Consider the following 14,668-nt stretch of genomic DNA (forward strand, 5'->3'; position numbering starts at 1 on the left):
GCCGTGCGCCTTGCCGCCCTGATCCTCGCCTGCCTGTTTGCGTGCAGCCCCGCTGTTGCCGAGCCGCGGGAGTTGCGCGTCGGTGTTTATCAGAACAATCCCAAGATATTCATCGGCGAGAACGGGAAGCCGCAGGGCATCTTCATCGAGCTGCTGGACGCCGTGGCGCTCGCCGAGGGCTGGGAACTGCGCTACCAGCCGTGTGCCTGGCAGGACTGCCTGGAAATGCTGGTCGACGGCAAGCTGGACCTGATGCCGGATGTGGCCCATACCGAAGCCCGCGCGAAAATCTACGACTTCCATACGACGCCGGCGCTGTTGAGCTGGTCGCAGCTTTACCGGCGGCCGGGCGTGCACATCCTCAGCTACGCGGACCTGGACGGAAAACGCATCGCCGTGCTCGACGGCTCGGTGCAGCAGCGTTTTCTCAGCGAACTGCTGCAGGCCTCCGGGCTGGCGGCGACCTTGCTGCCGGCCGCGTCGCTCGATGACGCCTTTGCCATGACGGCGCGTGGCGAAGCCGACGTCGTCGCTGCCAACCAGCATTTCGGCGACCGGCACATGGACCGCCTCGGACTGCACGATACGACCATCCTGTTCAATCCGGCCCGTCTGTATTTTGCTGCCCCCAAGGGCAGCGATCCCACGGTGCTGCAGGGCATCGATCGCTGGCTGCGCGCCAATCGCCTCGGCGAGGATTCGGCGTACAAGAAGATCCTGCTCAAATGGGGCCGCGGCGATGCGGCGACCCGGCTGTCGCCGGTGGTCTGGTGGGTCGGCGGCGGCCTGCTGGCGCTGCTCTTGTTATTCATCGGCGGCAATTTCTGGTTGCGGCGCGAGGTGGCCCGCAAGGTCGCCTCGCTCCAGGCCAGCGAAGCCGAACTGGCGCGCCATCGCGACCGCCTCGAAGAAATGGTCGCGCAGCGCACGGCGGAACTCGACAAGGCCCGACATGAGGCCGAGCGTCTGGCCAAGGTCAAGAGCGAGTTCCTGGCTAACATGAGTCATGAAATCCGGACGCCGCTCAATGGGGTGCTCGGCCTGGCCCAGGTCGGCCTGCGTCGTTTCGAGCAGGCCGAGGTGCAGCAGGCGTTTGCCCGCATCATCGAGTCGGGAAAGCTGCTGCAGCGGGTGATCGACGATATTCTCGACTTGTCCAAGATCGAAGCCGGGAAGTTGCACATCGAGGCCCGCGAATTCTCGTTGGACGAGATGCTGGCCCATGTCTTGTTGCTGGTCCGCGAACGCGCCGAAGACAAGGGGCTGCGTCTCGAACTGGAGCGTCAGCCCGATCTGCCCAGGCGCTGCGTTGGTGACGCGCTGCGGATCGCCCAGGTTCTGCTCAACCTGTTGTCGAATGCGGTGAAATTCACCGATACCGGTTCGGTCAGGTTACGGGCCGGCACGGGCGACGGCATGCTGGTCTTTTCAGTCGCCGATACCGGGATCGGGATCAGCGAGGCCGAGCAGGCCAAGCTGTTCCAGCCGTTTGCCCAGGCAGATTCGTCGATCACCCGGCGCTTTGGCGGTACCGGCCTGGGCCTGGTGATCAGCCACCATCTGGTGCAACTGATGAATGGCCGTCTGGAATTGAGCAGCACGGCCGGCAAGGGCTCGCTGTTCACCATCCGCCTGCCTTATGTCCCGGCGACTTCGCCGGCAGCCGAACCGCCCGCGCCGCTAGTCGCTCATCCCGGCGCCGCCCTGGCCGGCGTGGCCGTGCTGGTGGTCGACGACAATGAAATCAACCGCCAGGTGCTCGAAGAAATCCTCACCCAGGAAGGCGCCATCGTCAGCCTGGCGAGCGACGGGGCAAGTGCGGTCGACATGGTGCGCGCAGCCGGGGGCAGCGCATTCGACGTGGTGCTGATGGACATCATGATGCCGGGGATGGACGGCTTCGAGACGACCCGCATGCTGCACGAACTTTCACCCGCCTTGCCGGTGATCGCCCAGACGGCCTACGCGGAAGAGAGCGACCGCACCCGGTGTATCGAGGCCGGCATGCTCGACCGGGTCACCAAACCCATCGACCCGGTCGGACTGCTGGCGCTGTTGCAGCGCCACGTGCGGCGCAAATCCGGGCGCTGACGGCGACGACGCACCGCTGCGCCCGGCCGGCGAATACCGCTTACGCCAGCGTCGGGTAGTCGGTGTAACCCTCGGCCCCGCCGCCGTACAGCTTGTCGGCGCGCAGTTCGTTCCACGGCGCACCTTCGCGCAGGCGGCGGACGAGGTCCGGGTTGGCGATGAAGCCACGGCCGAAGGCGATCAGGTCGGCGCCGCCGTCGGCGATCACCTGCTCGGCCAGTGCCTTGTCGTAGCCGTTGTTCACCAGCCACGGCCCCTTGAAGGCGCGGCGGGCGGCGGCGTAGTCGAAGCTGGCCGCCGGCGTGCGCGTGCCGCCGGTTTCGCCCTCGATGATGTGCAGGAAGGCCAGGCCGTAGCCGGCCAGCTTGTCGACGACGTAGCCGTAGAGCGCCTGCGGGTTGCTGTCGAGCGGCGCGGTGAAGGTGGTCAGCGGGCTCAGGCGGATGCCGGTGCGGCCGGCGCCGATCTCGCCGACGATGGCCTCGACCACCTCGAACAGCAGGCGGGCGCGGTTCTCGATGCTGCCGCCGTAGGGGCCGCTGCGGTCATTGACGCTGTCGCGCAGGAACTGTTCGAGCAGGTAGGTGTTGGCGGCGTGGATCTCGACGCCGTCGAAGCCGGCGGCAATGGCGTTGCGCGCCGCCAGTCGGTAATCATTGACCAGACCGGGCAACTCGTCGTCGCGCAAGGCGCGCGGCGCCGACACCGGCACGAAGCCGTCGCGGGTGAAGGTGCTGGCCTCGGCGGTGCGGGCGGTGGCGGATACCGGCGCGGCGCCGTCCGGCAGCAGCGACACATGCGAAATGCGGCCGACGTGCCACAACTGCAGCACGATCTTGCCGCCCTCGGCATGCACCGCGTCGGTGACGGCACGCCAGGCGGCGACCTGCTCGGCCGACCAGATGCCCGGGGTGTCGAGGTAGCCCTGCGCCATCGGCGAAATCGGGCTGGCCTCGGCAATGATCAGGCCAGCAGTGGCGCGCTGGCGGTAATACTCGACGGTCAGCGGGCCGGGGCAGTTGCCGGCGACGGCACGATTGCGCGTCAGCGGCGCCATCACGATACGGTTGGCGAGGGTGATGTCGCCGATCTGGATCGGCTCGAACAGCGTGGTCATGGCGTTTCTCCTGAGGTTTGATTAGACCGGTCGTCTAGTTTATTGCGTCAAAAAATGGCCGTTGGCGGACGGCCCGGAATTAAATCAGCGGCTCAACAATTGCCGGGTGAACTGCAAGGCATTCTCCAGCGGCTGCGCCTGGCGCTGCAGCTTGGCCAGCAGGCTGGCGCCCAGCCACAACTGGTACAGCGTCTGCGCCGTCGCCGCGGCATCGAGCGGCGGGATCGAACCATCGGCCATGCCGGTTTCGAGCAGCCGGGCAATGCGGCTGACGATCTGCCCGGTGCCGTCGCGCAGCGTCTCGCGCATCGGATCGGACAAATCCGCCACCTCGCCGCCCAGCTTGACCACCAGGCACTGCTGCTCGGCGCACGCCGCCTGCTTGTCCAGCCAGCGCTGCCAGTAACACGCCAGCCGCTCCTGCGCACTCAGCGCCTCGGCCGCGAACAGCGCATCGAGATCGGCCAGGTAACGCGCGAAGTAATCCTCCAGCAAGGCCTGCCCGTACTGCTCCTTGGACTCGAAGTAATGGTAGAACGACCCCTTGGGCACCCCGGCCGCGGTCAGAATCTCGTTCAACCCGACACTGGCAAAGCCCTTGCCGGCAATGATGCGCTGGCCGGTTTCAAGGACATGCTGGCGGGTGTTGTCGTGACGGGTTTTCATGGGGAGGGATTGTGCGCTTGATTAGACCAGTCGTCTAGTATTTTCTTGGCGGTTGCTATTCCGCTGAACAGAGTTCAGTCGTTGTGCAAGTGTCGTGGATGACTGAGCGGACTACTCATTGGGGGCTCTCTGCATCCTTAACATCCACACGCATCATTACACCGTACTCAGACTCTGGATTCTTCTTCCGCATTTCTGCACTATTAAGCTGAATTAGGTACTGACTTTCTTTGCAGGCATTTTTTAGTGAATTTTCGATTGCTGATTGAGGCACTCCGGCCAAATCCAGATAGAGTGCTCTCAGCAGGGTTTTCATTCGTGCAGCCGCGCGATGCATGTCAGGCCCGTCTAGCGTTGATGCGCGTGAGGCCTCATCCCAGTGCGTGTAATAGTTGCGGGTCACCACCCAACTTCGCGGCATGCTGCCGTTCCCTCCGAGAATGCGCTTACGTAGCGGAAGCTCAAGTCGGCTTACTAGTGCATCAAGCCGCTTCCTCAGTGAGACTTCGTTGCCGTATCGGATACGCGATTTCAGCGCCTCTCTGTGATCTTTTCGTACAAATTTTGGAATAGCATTACTCAGAGCCTGGTGGATTGGCTCGTACTGTTCTTCTGTCACATACAGACCGGGTGTGGTAGCTCGATGAAAGCCTTCCAAAGCCTGCATGAGAGACAAAAACTCAACATGCAACCAAAGCTTTTCAGATGACAACACACTGAGAGCTAACTGGCTTGGCATGGCAATTGAATCGTAAATTTCGAACCATCGAATGAAGATGTCTGCCATGTCGCTCACCATATCCGGGCGAAGCATGAAAAAGTCCCACTCTCGACTAAAAGTGCAGCATTTCGCTTCACGCAAGGCCACTAGAATTTCCACCTCTTGTCCTGTGTCCGCCACGATTGCCGATACATGGTCAGGAGCCATTGGCGTACCGGAAATGAAGGCAAGCAATGTGCTTGCTTTGCTGAGTTGGGTTAGGAACCAATCGATATTTTGTGGTTCATGTGGCTTGATTCGAAGACAGGCCGATGTCTTGACTGTGATGTCAGTGATTAGGTCTCCCGAGAAATTTCTATCAATCCCCCAGCCTATTGCCATGTTTAGGCAAGGGATAGATGTCGTTTCTTCTGCTAGACCATCGATCTGATAAATAACACCTGCAGGGGAGTTCTCCGTCTTTGGAAGAATGGTTTGCCGGACCCCCGATCTGCCTAACCAAATTTGCAGGCCTGGTATTCGGAACCGAATTTCACTGTATCTGGTTTGAGGGGCTACGTGGGCACCGACGATAACCCAACTGGAAATCAATCGCTCAGACTCACGAAAGCCGGCTTGACCAAAATTTATGTGGGTACCAGTCCTCAATGCGCGAAGTACGCTGACAATATTGTTATTTGTTGTCGTTCCATGGATGGCTTGATAATGATGTTCTTCGTCGCCAAAGAAGGGGCCGCGAAGAGGAGTGAAAGCGTCGTTGAGCTGGAGCAATGCCCTTCCGGATGACCACGAGAGCGTCCCTGGGATTTGCTTAGAATTTTCGCCTTCGATTGGAAGGAACCACTCGCCGACAAAATCAACCGAGTCAGGAATCGCGTGTCGAGCCATCGGATTTCTCCAGTTAATCAGTTATCTATCGGGTTAGGGAAAATGAAAGGTGAAGATAGGGCATGACGGTTGCTGAAGATTTTTCGGTATTATTATTCACTATGCAATCGGAGTACCGGTTAAGCGCCTTATTACAGTTCGATTGAATACTTATACCGAAGTCCGTTACGGTTAATAATCAGACTTCGATATGAAGCACTTGGTTACTTCCGATAGCCTTCATCCATCGCCATCACAATTCTTAACCCGTCGCCCAACCCCGTCCCGGTACGATAAGCTTTTTTCCTCAGGAGCAAATCATGGGTCTTCTCGATCAGGTAGTCGGCGGGCTGGCCGCCAATGCACTCGGTGGCAAGGGTAACGGGCTGGCCGAGATGGCCATGCAGTTGGTCAATCAGTATCCGGGCGGCCTTGGCGGTCTGGTGCAGGCTTTTCAGCAGGGTGGGTTGGGCGAGATCGTCAATTCCTGGGTGTCGACCGGTAAGAACCTGCCGGTGTCGGGCGATCAGTTGAGTTCGGTGCTCGGCAACGACTTTATCGGCAAACTGGCTGGGCAGGCCGGGGTGGCGCCGCAGGAGGTGTCGAGCGGGCTGGCCGATTTTCTGCCCGGTCTGGTCGATCAACTGACGCCGGGCGGCAAGCTGCCGGAAGGCGGCGATCTGCTGGCGCAGGGGCTGGGCATGTTGAAGAAGGGTGGGCTGTTCGGCTGAGGCCTTTTCGGCGGTAGCGCCTGTCGGTTTCGTTCAAGACGCGGGCGGCGGGCGCTGCGACAATGCCATCTCCATTCTTTCGCGGAGTACGGCAAGATGAAATTCGGCTACACCATCCTTTACGTCGACGACGTCCGCCGGACGCTCGACTTCTACGTTGCCGCCTTCGGGCTGAGCGTGCGCTTCCTGCATGAGAGCGGCGATTTCGGCGAACTGGAGACCGGCGGCACGGCGCTCGCTTTTTCGTCGCGGGCGCTGATGCGCCAGTTGGGCAAGCAGCCGTCGGCGCCCGATAGCGGCGCCCCCTGTTTCGAGATTGCTTTCGTTTGCGACGATGTCGCGGCGGCGGTCGACCGCGCGCTGGCGGCCGGTGCGCGCCTGGTGCAGGCGCCGGAGGCGATGCCCTGGGGGCAGACGGTGGCTTATGTGGCCGATCACGAGGGTTACCTCGTCGAGTTGTGTACGGCGGTCGGCGGCTAGATCGGGTCGGTCGCGAAGCCGCTGGCGCGGGCCAGCGACAGCAGTTGCGGCGAGCGGCGGAATTGTGCCGGCGAGGCGGCGAACCAGCGGCGGAAGGCACGGTTCAGGTGGGCCTGGTCGGCGTAGCCGCAGAGGCCGGCGATGTCGGTTAGCGGCAGTTCGCTGTCGATGGCGACGGCGGCGCGGCGGACGCGCGCCAGTGCAATCCAGAAGCCGGCGGTTTGCCCGGTGTCGCGCCGGCACAGTCTTTCCAGCGTGCGTTCGCGGATGCCCAGGCGCTGCCGCGCGGCGGCCGGTGTGGCGACTTCGGCCAGGGTGGCGAGGATTTCCTGCGTTGCCGGATCGCGCCGGGTGAAGTCGGCGAGCAGATTGCCGATTTCGCTGCGCGCGTCGGGTGCCCGGGTGGCGACTGCAGCGAGCAGGCGGGTGGTGTCGATGCGGGTGCCGGGGTGCAGGCGAAAGCCCAGGTAACGGCAGCCGCCCGGGCTGGCGACCTGTTCGGTGGCGGTGGCCAATGGGCTGACGAACCAGTGCGGCGGCTGGCCGGCGTCGATCCGGCAGATCAGGTCCTGGCAGCCGTCGGGCAGCACCGGCGACAGTTCCGCTGCCGCGACTTCGTGCTGCCAGGCGGCGAGGACGGTGTCGGGCAGGCGGCCGGCCGCGTCATTGGCCATCGTCGAGGAAGCGTTCCAGCAGCACGTTGAGGAAGCGCCGGCCCTTGGCGGTCGGCGCGATTTTTTCCGGGCCGAGGTCGAGCAGGCCGTCGGCCTGCGCTGCCTTGAGTTGCGGCAGGATCGCGGCGAGCGGCCGCGAGGTGCGCAGTTCGAACAGGCTGGAGGCGAAGCCGTCGGCCAGGCGCAGCGCGTTCATCATGAATTCGAAGGGCAGTTCGGCGGCGGCGACCGCGTGTTCTTCCTGGATAGGCCGGCCGGCGCGGACGTTTTCCAGGTAGGCCTTGGGGTGCTTGTGGCGCATCTGGCGCAGCACGCGGTCGTGCAGCGTCAGCTTGGAATGGGCGCCGGCGCCGATGCCGAGGTAGTCGCCGAAATGCCAGTAGTTGAGGTTGTGCAGGCACTGCCGGCCGGGCTGGGCGAAGGCCGAGGTCTCGTAGTTGGCGTATCCGGCGGCGGTCAGCCGGGCTTCGATGGCTTCCTGCATGTCGGCGCACAGGTCGCCTTCGGGCAGGTCGGGCGGGAAGGCGGCGAAGTGCGTGTTCGGCTCCAGCGTCAGCTGGTAGCAGGAGAGATGCGCCGGCGCGAAGGACAGCGCGGTGTCGATGTCGGCGAGCGCTTGCGCCTGCGTCTGGTACGGCAGGCCGTACATCAGGTCGAGGTTGAAGCGTTCGAAGTGCTCGCCGGCCAGTTGCGCCGCGCGCTTCGCTTCGGCGCTGCCGTGGATGCGGCCGAGCGCCTTGAGGTGTTCGTCGTTGAAGCTCTGGATGCCGAGCGACAGCCGATTGACCCCGGCGGCGCGAAAGCCGGCGAACTTGCCGGCCTCGACCGTGCCGGGATTGGCTTCGAGCGTGATCTCGGCTTCCGGCGACAACATCGCCAGCGCCCGGAAGGCGCCGATCAGTTCGTCGATGGCGCCCGCCGACAGCAGGCTGGGCGTGCCGCCGCCGAAGAAAACCGTCTGCACCGGTCGCCCCCAGATCAGCGGCAGCGCCGACTGCAGGTCGGCGATCAGCGCATCGACGTACTCCCGCTCGGGAATCTCGCCGCCGTTCTCGTGCGAGTTGAAGTCGCAATACGGACACTTGCGCACGCACCACGGGATATGGACGTAGAGCGAGAGGGCCGGGGATTTGCGGAATTCGAGCGGGCTGTCGGGGGATGCTGCGGGCGACCGTGTGGACGCTGGAATAATAGGGATGGTTGGGCGCATTGGGCGGATTATGGCGCAAGTTTGGCCAGTTCTGCCTCGATCTGCTCGATGCTCGGCAGGCTCGTCTGTAGTTCCTCGGGTAGCGATTCCAGCAGCTTGTACTCGGCGATGCCCATCGGCTGGCCTTTGTCGCCCAGCGCATATTCGGCCACTACTTTGTTCTTGCTCTTGCACAGCAGCAGGCCGATGGTCGGGTTGTCCTGGGCGTGCTTGATCTGGCGATCAATGGCGGTCATGTAGAAGCCGAGTTGTCCCAGGTGTTCCGGCTTGAACTTGCCGCCTTTCAGTTCGATCACGACGTAGCTGCGCAACTTGAGGTGATAAAAGAGCAGGTCAATGAAGAACTCCTCACCGCCGACGTTCAGCAACACCTGCCGGCCGACGAAGGCAAAGCCGGCGCCCAGTTCGAGCAGGAAGTCGGTGACGTGCTGCATCAGGGCGTTTTCGATGTCGCGTTCGTGCGCCGCTTCGGTCAGGCCGAGGAAATCGAAACGGTAAGGATCTTTCAGCGCCTCGCGGGCGAGGTCGGATTGTGGTGCAGGCAGGGTGTCGGGAAAATTCGAAACCAGATTGCCGCTGCGCTCCAGTAGCCGGGCTTCGATCTGCATCACCAGGACATTGCGCGACCAGTTGTGCTCGATGGCCTTGGCGGCGTACCAGCGGCGGGTTTCGGGGCCGGGGAGTTTGTCCAGCAGCGCGATCTGGTGGTACCAAGGCAATTGTGCAAGCACCCCTTGCACAATTGCCTCGTCCGGCCAGGCCTCGGCAAAGGCGCGCATGTACTTGAGGTTGCGCGGCGAGAAGCCTTTCATGGTGGGGAAGGCCTGGCGCAAATCCTCGGCCAGGCGGTCGATGACCTTGGTGCCCCAGCCCTGTTCGCCTTGCCGGGCCAGGATGTCGCGGCCGATCTGCCAGTAGAGCAGCACCAGTTCGCGGTTGACCGCCAGCGTTGCGCGTTGCTGGGCGGTGTGGATGCGGGTTTTCAGGTCGGCCAGCCAGTCGGTATAGCCAACAGGCTGTTCCGTGAAGCGTATGGGCTGATCGCTCATGGCTGAATTCCGGATGACATTTGATTAAATGTACTGGGCGACCAGCATACCGGAAACACGTGGAAAGTGGTGCGTCAGAGTTCCGGCAGGCGTTCGATCAGCTTCTGCATTGCCCGACCACGGTGCGAGACGCGGTTTTTGGTGTCGGCGTCGAGTTCGGCGGCGGTTTTCCCGAATTCCGGGACAAAGAACAGCGGGTCGTAGCCGAAGCCGCCGTCGCCGCGGTATTGGTCGACGATTTCGCCGTGCCATTCGCCTTCGGCGATGATCGGTTGCGGGTCGTCGGCGCTGCGGCAGAGGACCAGGCAGCTGACGAAGTGGGCGCGGCGGTCGCTCTGGCCGGCGAGGTCGGCAAGCAGCTTTTCGTTGTTGCGGGCGTCGGATTTGGGTTCGCCGGCATAGCGCGCGGAAATCACGCCGGGGGCGCCGCCGAGCGCCTTGACGCACAGGCCGGAGTCGTCGGCGAGCGCCGGCAGGCCGCAGTGCTGGGCGGCGTGGCGGGCTTTGGCGAGGGCGTTCTCGACGAAGGTGCAGTGCGGTTCTTCGGCTTCCGGGATGCCGAGCTGGCCTTGCGGGATGACTTCGAAGCCGAGCGGCGCGAGCAGCGCGTTCAGCTCCTTCATCTTCTTGGCGTTGTTCGAGGCGAGGACGAGCTTTTTCATGCGGCGAGCGCGCTTTGCTGTTCGGCGACGAGCTGGCGGATGCCCATCTGGGCGAGGTCCATCAGCACGTTCATCTGTTCGCGGGTGAAGGGTTCGCCTTCGGCCGTACCCTGGACTTCGACGATGCCGCCTTTGCCGGTCATGATCACGTTCATGTCGGTGTCGCAGTTGGCGTCTTCCGGGTAGTCGAGGTCGAGCACCGCGCTGCCTTCGTAGATGCCGACCGAGATCGCGGCGACGTGGTCCTTGACCGGGTTGGCCGGCAGCTTGCCGGCTTGCACCAGCTTCTCGCAGGCCTCGTAGAGGGCGATCCAGGCGCCGGTGATCGAGGCGCAGCGGGTGCCGCCGTCGGCTTGCAGGACGTCGCAGTCGAGGGTGATCTGGCGCTCGCCGAGGGCCTTGAGGTCGGTCACGGCGCGCAGGCTGCGGCCGATCAGGCGCTGGATTTCCTGGGTGCGGCCGGTCTGCTTGCCCTTGGCCGCTTCGCGCGCGCTGCGCGTGTGCGTCGAGCGCGGCAGCATGCCGTATTCGGCGGTGACCCAGCCCTGGCCTTTGCCGCGCAGGAAGGGCGGCAGGCTTTCCTCGACCGAGGCGGTGCACAGTACGCGGGTGTCGCCCATTTCGATCAGCACTGAGCCTTCGGCGTGGCGGGTGAAATTGCGGGTGATGCGGACGGCGCGGAGCTGGTCCGGCTGACGCTGGCTGGGACGCATGGGGATTCCTTTACTTCTTCGGGTTGAACTTGTCGATGGCAGCGCGGATTTCCTCGATCGCTGCCTCGATCTCGTCGTCGGAGAGATCGCTCTTGTAGCTCGGGTTGCGGCCGAATTCTTCGAGTTTGGTGGTGACCTCGTCGACCGGCATGGTCTGCGTCGAAATGGCGCTGCTCAGGGCTTCGACGTAATTGTCTTCCCAATGCACGGCGACCACCGACAGGTTGTCGCCATGCAGCCCGCCGCGTGCCTCGGCCTGATTCATCAGTAGTGGCGCCGCTTGCAGCAGGTTGTTGCCGGGCAGTACCAGCGCGATCTTCTCGCCGGGCATCACGCCCCACAGTCCATCGCTGCAGAGCAGGATGATGTCGCCATGTTCGAGCGGCGTCTTGCGCGAGAAGTCGATTTCCGGCGCCGACGGGCTGCCCAGGCAACTGTAGATCTTGTTGCGATCCGGGTGGCGTTCGGCCTGGGCTTCGGTGATCAGGCCCTCTTCGAGCAGCAGGCGGATGCGCGAGTGATCCTTGGTCTGGGCGATGACCCGGCCGGCACGGATCAGGAACAGCCGCGAGTCGCCGGCATGCGCCCAGTAGGCGACGTTGTCCTGGATGATGCAGGCGACGCAGGTGGTGCGCGGCGAGTCCGGCAGGCGATGGCGGGCGGTGTAGTCGAGAATGGCATGGTGGGCATTGGTCATGCCCCGCTGCAGGAAGCGGAAAGGGTCGTCGAGGTGCGGCCGGGCTTCGTGCTGGAAGGCGCTGGCCAGCGTCTGGACGGCGATCTGGGCGGCAATCTCACCATGATGATGCCCGCCCATGCCGTCGGCGACGACCATCAGCAGGGCGTCGCGGGAATAGCAGTAAGTGGTGCGGTCTTCATTGTTGTTGCGGCCACCCTGGCGGCTGTCCTGGTAGATGGTGAATCTCATCTCGGGGAACTCCGGAATTTGCCGACGAAACGTCCGAGCCAGTTACCCGGCTGACGGATGTGCGGCGGATGGACGTCGGCCACCAGGGCCTTTTGCAGCGCAAAGACGCTTTGCGGGCGATACAGGTGGTTGAGGTTGAGGCACCAGTCGATGATTTCCAGCAGGCGGTCGGAGAACTGGCCTTCCCAGCGCACCATGGCCGGCGTCAGGGTGTCTTTCTTCAGGCGTTCGTCAGCCGCTTGCGGTGCCGAGCCGGCCAGGCAGGCGTACATCGAGGCACCGACGCTGTAGATGTCGCTCCACGGGCCGAGATTCTTGCGTTCGCCGTAGTGTTCGGGCGAGGCAAAGCCCGGGGTGTACATCGGCTTGAGCATGGGCTGGTCGCTGGCCAGGGTCTGTCGGGCGGCGCCGAAGTCGATCAGGACCGGGGAATTGTCGCCGCGCAGGTAGATGTTCGAGGGCTTGAGATCGAGGTGCAGCAGCTTGTGCGAGTGCACTTCCCGCAAGCCGTTGAGCATGCGTGTGAACACGCCGCGGATGAAACGTTCGGAAACATGGCCCTGATGCTTGTGGATGAATTCCTGCAGCGTGCGGCCGTGCTCGTACTCCATGACCATGTAGACCGTTTCGTTGGCGCGGAAGAAGTTCAGCACGCGGATCACGTTCGGGTGCGAGAGTCGGGCCAGTGCCCGGCCTTCCTCGAAGAAACATTTCATGCCGTAGCGGAAAGGACCGAGATGGTCTTCGCTGATGATCGGCTTGATGTCGCCCTTGGCCCGCAGCGCCAGGCTGTTGGGCAGGTATTCCTTGATCGCGACTTGCGTTCCTTCGGGATCACGGGCCAGGTACACGATGGAAAAACCGCCCAGCGACAACTGGCGGTCGATCGTGTACTCCTCCAGCTGGTGGCCGCTAGGTAGCGGGTGGTTGGCTTGTTGCGCCATCGATCTCGCGGTTATGATGCAATCAACAGGCATTGTCGGGCGTGTTGTCCGACCTGTAAAGCTGGAGAGCAAGCCCCGATGATTTGTAGCATGACCGGATATGCAGTGAAAACCCGCGATCTTGAGCGTGGAACGCTGCAATTGGAACTAAAAAGCGTCAATTCCCGCTATCTGGATTTTCACTTTCGCGTTGCCGAAGACCTGCGCGCGATGGAAATGCCGCTGCGCGAACTGCTTGCCAAGCGGCTGAACCGGGGCAAGGTCGAGTGCCGCCTGAATTTCAACGCCACCGCCGCCCGTGGCGAGCAGTTGCAGATCAATGTCGATTTGCTCGACGCGCTGAGCGCGCTGGGCGCCCAGGTGCGCAGCCGCTTGCCGGATGCGGCGCCGCTGTCGGTCAACGAAGCCTTGCGCTGGCCGGGTATGTTCGGCGAGCAGGGCGTCGATTTTGCCGCCCTGGGGCCGGTCGTGCTCGCGCTGGCCAACGAGGTGCTCGACGAATTCACGGCGAGCCGGGGGCGCGAGGGGGCCAAGCTGGCGCAGACGATCGTTGATCGAGTGGGCGCCATGCGCCGGATCGTCAGCGATGTTGCCCCGCGCATTCCCGAAGCACAGGCCTTGTTTACCGAGAAACTGCGGCAGCGCCTGCTGGAAGCGCTCGGCAACGCAAGCGATGACCGCATCCTGCAGGAAGTCGCCGTGTTTGCTACGCGCATCGACGTGGCCGAGGAACTGTCCCGGCTGACCACCCACCTCGACGAGGTCGAGCGGGTGCTCAAGGCCGGTGGCGCCTGCGGCAAGCGTCTCGATTTCCTGATGCAGGAACTCAATCGCGAAGCCAATACGCTGGCCTCCAAGTCCGCCATCACCGAAGTCTCGCAGGCGGCGATGGAGCTCAAGCTGCTGATCGAGCAGATGCGCGAACAGATCCAGAACCTCGAATGACGCCAGGGGAGTACTGACCATGTCCGGGAATCTCTATGTCGTCGCGGCACCGTCGGGTGCCGGCAAGACCACGTTGGTGCGCATGCTGCTGGCCGAGGAAGGCAGTGTCCATCTGTCGATTTCCTTCACCACGCGCGCCCCGCGGCCGGGTGAGCAGGATGGGCGGGAATATCACTTCGTCAGCGTCGACCGCTTTCGCAGCATGATCGCTGGCGACGAGTTCCTGGAGTGGGCGGAGGTGCACGGCAATTTCTACGGCACCTCGAAGAAGTGGATCGGCGACCAGCTGGCGGCCGGCCACGACGTGCTGCTCGAGATCGACTGGCAGGGCGCGCAGCAGGTCCGCAAGCTGTTCCCGGCGGCGATCGGCGTCTTCATCCTGCCGCCGTCGATGGACGAACTGAGCCGGCGTCTGACCGGTCGCGGCACCGATGCGCAGGACGTCATCGAGCGCCGTCTTGCCGCGGCAGAGGCGGAGATGCGCCATGTCGGGGAGTTCGACTATGCTATCATTAACGACCAACTGGATCAGGCTTTGCAGGATTTGCGTGCCATCGTGCGCAGTTCGCGCCTGAGTCCGGGCAAGCAGCGCCTGCAGCATCCCGCGTTGTTTTCCCGTTTGCTTTGAAAAGATTGAATAGAGGTTAGACCATGGCTCGCGTTACCGTCGATGATTGCCTGAAAAGAATTCCGAACCGTTTCCAGATGACCCTGGCCGCCGCCCATCGCGCTCGCCAGATCGCCAACGGCGCGACGCCGCTGGTTGAGGTCGACAAGGACAAGCCGACCGTCATCGCCTTGCGCGAAATGGCGCTGGGCAAGGTCGGCGTGGAAGTCCTCAATCGCGGCCAAGCCTGATCATCCGGGGCG

The 14,668-nt window shown here is 63.2% G+C and carries 16 protein-coding genes; 6 read left to right on the top strand and 10 right to left on the bottom strand.

Going from position 1 to position 14,668, the window contains the following annotated elements; translation table 11 throughout:
* The first annotated feature begins 3 nt into the window (after window positions 1-3).
* A complete protein-coding gene (locus tag AADV58_RS03185; RefSeq protein ID WP_341744066.1) occupies window positions 4-2,091 on the top strand; it encodes a response regulator in 2,088 nt (695 codons plus the stop codon).
* A 40-nt stretch (window positions 2,092-2,131) separates the two neighbouring features.
* Here AADV58_RS03185 and AADV58_RS03190 read toward each other — a convergent pair whose 3' ends face one another.
* The 3 genes from AADV58_RS03190 to AADV58_RS03200 form a co-directional block, all read right to left on the bottom strand.
* Window positions 2,132-3,208: an alkene reductase gene (locus AADV58_RS03190; protein WP_341744067.1), complete on the bottom strand. Its 1,077-nt coding sequence runs from the start codon at window positions 3,206-3,208 to the stop codon at window positions 2,132-2,134.
* 84 nt (window positions 3,209-3,292) lie between these two features.
* Complete coding sequence (locus AADV58_RS03195) at window positions 3,293-3,874, bottom strand: TetR/AcrR family transcriptional regulator (protein ID WP_028993600.1); 582 nt, start codon at window positions 3,872-3,874, stop codon at window positions 3,293-3,295.
* Window positions 3,875-3,989: 115 nt separating this feature from the next.
* Complete coding sequence (locus AADV58_RS03200) at window positions 3,990-5,483, bottom strand: HEPN domain-containing protein (protein WP_341744068.1); 1,494 nt, start codon at window positions 5,481-5,483, stop codon at window positions 3,990-3,992.
* Window positions 5,484-5,782: 299 nt separating this feature from the next.
* On the opposite strand from AADV58_RS03200, the gene AADV58_RS03205 reads away from it, so the two are divergent.
* Window positions 5,783-6,193, top strand: coding sequence for a YidB family protein (locus tag AADV58_RS03205; protein ID WP_281983260.1), 411 nt, complete (start codon window positions 5,783-5,785; stop codon window positions 6,191-6,193).
* Window positions 6,194-6,289: 96 nt separating this feature from the next.
* The gene (locus AADV58_RS03210; protein ID WP_028993596.1) at window positions 6,290-6,673 is read left to right on the top strand and encodes a VOC family protein; all 384 of its coding nucleotides are present in this window, start codon (window positions 6,290-6,292) and stop codon (window positions 6,671-6,673) included.
* Here AADV58_RS03210 and AADV58_RS03215 read toward each other — a convergent pair.
* The 7 genes from AADV58_RS03215 to AADV58_RS03245 form a co-directional block, all read right to left on the bottom strand.
* Window positions 6,670-7,347 (bottom strand): helix-turn-helix transcriptional regulator, encoded by a 678-nt coding sequence (locus AADV58_RS03215; RefSeq protein WP_341744069.1) that lies wholly within the window; start codon window positions 7,345-7,347, stop codon window positions 6,670-6,672. The genes AADV58_RS03210 and AADV58_RS03215 overlap by 4 nt on opposite strands.
* A complete protein-coding gene (hemW, locus tag AADV58_RS03220) occupies window positions 7,337-8,557 on the bottom strand; it encodes a radical SAM family heme chaperone HemW (RefSeq protein WP_341744070.1) in 1,221 nt (406 codons plus the stop codon). The genes AADV58_RS03215 and hemW overlap by 11 nt, the downstream gene beginning before the upstream one ends.
* 8 nt (window positions 8,558-8,565) lie before the next feature.
* Window positions 8,566-9,606, bottom strand: a complete 1,041-nt coding sequence (locus AADV58_RS03225) for a PDDEXK nuclease domain-containing protein (RefSeq protein ID WP_341744071.1) — start codon at window positions 9,604-9,606, stop codon at window positions 8,566-8,568.
* 74 nt (window positions 9,607-9,680) lie between these two features.
* Window positions 9,681-10,268, bottom strand: coding sequence for an RdgB/HAM1 family non-canonical purine NTP pyrophosphatase (gene rdgB / locus AADV58_RS03230; protein ID WP_341744072.1), 588 nt, complete (start codon window positions 10,266-10,268; stop codon window positions 9,681-9,683).
* The gene (gene rph / locus AADV58_RS03235) at window positions 10,265-10,981 is read right to left on the bottom strand and encodes a ribonuclease PH (RefSeq protein ID WP_281983250.1); all 717 of its coding nucleotides are present in this window, start codon (window positions 10,979-10,981) and stop codon (window positions 10,265-10,267) included. The genes rdgB and rph overlap by 4 nt, the downstream gene beginning before the upstream one ends.
* Window positions 10,982-10,991: 10 nt before the next feature.
* Window positions 10,992-11,909, bottom strand: a complete 918-nt coding sequence (locus tag AADV58_RS03240) for a PP2C family protein-serine/threonine phosphatase (protein WP_028993590.1) — start codon at window positions 11,907-11,909, stop codon at window positions 10,992-10,994.
* Window positions 11,906-12,853 (bottom strand): serine/threonine protein kinase, encoded by a 948-nt coding sequence (locus AADV58_RS03245; protein WP_028993589.1) that lies wholly within the window; start codon window positions 12,851-12,853, stop codon window positions 11,906-11,908. The genes AADV58_RS03240 and AADV58_RS03245 overlap by 4 nt, the downstream gene beginning before the upstream one ends.
* A 78-nt stretch (window positions 12,854-12,931) precedes the next feature.
* Between AADV58_RS03245 and AADV58_RS03250 the strand changes: the two genes are divergently transcribed.
* From AADV58_RS03250 to rpoZ, 3 genes are read left to right on the top strand one after another with little or no spacing between them, the layout of a single operon-like run.
* The gene (locus AADV58_RS03250) at window positions 12,932-13,798 is read left to right on the top strand and encodes a YicC/YloC family endoribonuclease (protein WP_341744073.1); all 867 of its coding nucleotides are present in this window, start codon (window positions 12,932-12,934) and stop codon (window positions 13,796-13,798) included.
* A 19-nt stretch (window positions 13,799-13,817) separates the two neighbouring features.
* The gene (gene gmk, locus AADV58_RS03255) at window positions 13,818-14,426 is read left to right on the top strand and encodes a guanylate kinase (protein WP_341744074.1); all 609 of its coding nucleotides are present in this window, start codon (window positions 13,818-13,820) and stop codon (window positions 14,424-14,426) included.
* Between the two features lie 23 nt (window positions 14,427-14,449).
* On the top strand, window positions 14,450-14,656 hold the full coding sequence (gene rpoZ, locus AADV58_RS03260; protein WP_028993586.1) for a DNA-directed RNA polymerase subunit omega: 207 nt from the start codon (window positions 14,450-14,452) through the stop codon (window positions 14,654-14,656).
* Window positions 14,657-14,668: the final 12 nt, after the last annotated feature.

This window comes from Azonexus hydrophilus, from assembly GCF_038368255.1.
GTDB classification, from domain to species: domain Bacteria; phylum Pseudomonadota; class Gammaproteobacteria; order Burkholderiales; family Rhodocyclaceae; genus Azonexus; species Azonexus hydrophilus.

What these genes read in the sequence shown, in the direction of transcription:
- AADV58_RS03190 (WP_341744067.1), bottom strand. Translation starts at nt 3,208, where the DNA reads ATGACCACGCTGTTCGAGCCGATCCAGATCGGCGACATCACCCTCGCC.
- AADV58_RS03195 (WP_028993600.1), bottom strand. Translation starts at nt 3,874, where the DNA reads ATGAAAACCCGTCACGACAACACCCGCCAGCATGTCCTTGAAACCGGC.
- AADV58_RS03200 (WP_341744068.1), bottom strand. Translation starts at nt 5,483, where the DNA reads ATGGCTCGACACGCGATTCCTGACTCGGTTGATTTTGTCGGCGAGTGG.
- AADV58_RS03205 (WP_281983260.1), top strand. Translation starts at nt 5,783, where the DNA reads ATGGGTCTTCTCGATCAGGTAGTCGGCGGGCTGGCCGCCAATGCACTC.
- AADV58_RS03210 (WP_028993596.1), top strand. Translation starts at nt 6,290, where the DNA reads ATGAAATTCGGCTACACCATCCTTTACGTCGACGACGTCCGCCGGACG.
- AADV58_RS03215 (WP_341744069.1), bottom strand. Translation starts at nt 7,347, where the DNA reads ATGGCCAATGACGCGGCCGGCCGCCTGCCCGACACCGTCCTCGCCGCC.
- hemW (WP_341744070.1), bottom strand. Translation starts at nt 8,557, where the DNA reads ATGCGCCCAACCATCCCTATTATTCCAGCGTCCACACGGTCGCCCGCA.
- AADV58_RS03225 (WP_341744071.1), bottom strand. Translation starts at nt 9,606, where the DNA reads ATGAGCGATCAGCCCATACGCTTCACGGAACAGCCTGTTGGCTATACC.
- rdgB (WP_341744072.1), bottom strand. Translation starts at nt 10,268, where the DNA reads ATGAAAAAGCTCGTCCTCGCCTCGAACAACGCCAAGAAGATGAAGGAG.
- rph (WP_281983250.1), bottom strand. Translation starts at nt 10,981, where the DNA reads ATGCGTCCCAGCCAGCGTCAGCCGGACCAGCTCCGCGCCGTCCGCATC.
- AADV58_RS03240 (WP_028993590.1), bottom strand. Translation starts at nt 11,909, where the DNA reads ATGAGATTCACCATCTACCAGGACAGCCGCCAGGGTGGCCGCAACAAC.
- AADV58_RS03245 (WP_028993589.1), bottom strand. Translation starts at nt 12,853, where the DNA reads ATGGCGCAACAAGCCAACCACCCGCTACCTAGCGGCCACCAGCTGGAG.
- AADV58_RS03250 (WP_341744073.1), top strand. Translation starts at nt 12,932, where the DNA reads ATGATTTGTAGCATGACCGGATATGCAGTGAAAACCCGCGATCTTGAG.
- gmk (WP_341744074.1), top strand. Translation starts at nt 13,818, where the DNA reads ATGTCCGGGAATCTCTATGTCGTCGCGGCACCGTCGGGTGCCGGCAAG.
- rpoZ (WP_028993586.1), top strand. Translation starts at nt 14,450, where the DNA reads ATGGCTCGCGTTACCGTCGATGATTGCCTGAAAAGAATTCCGAACCGT.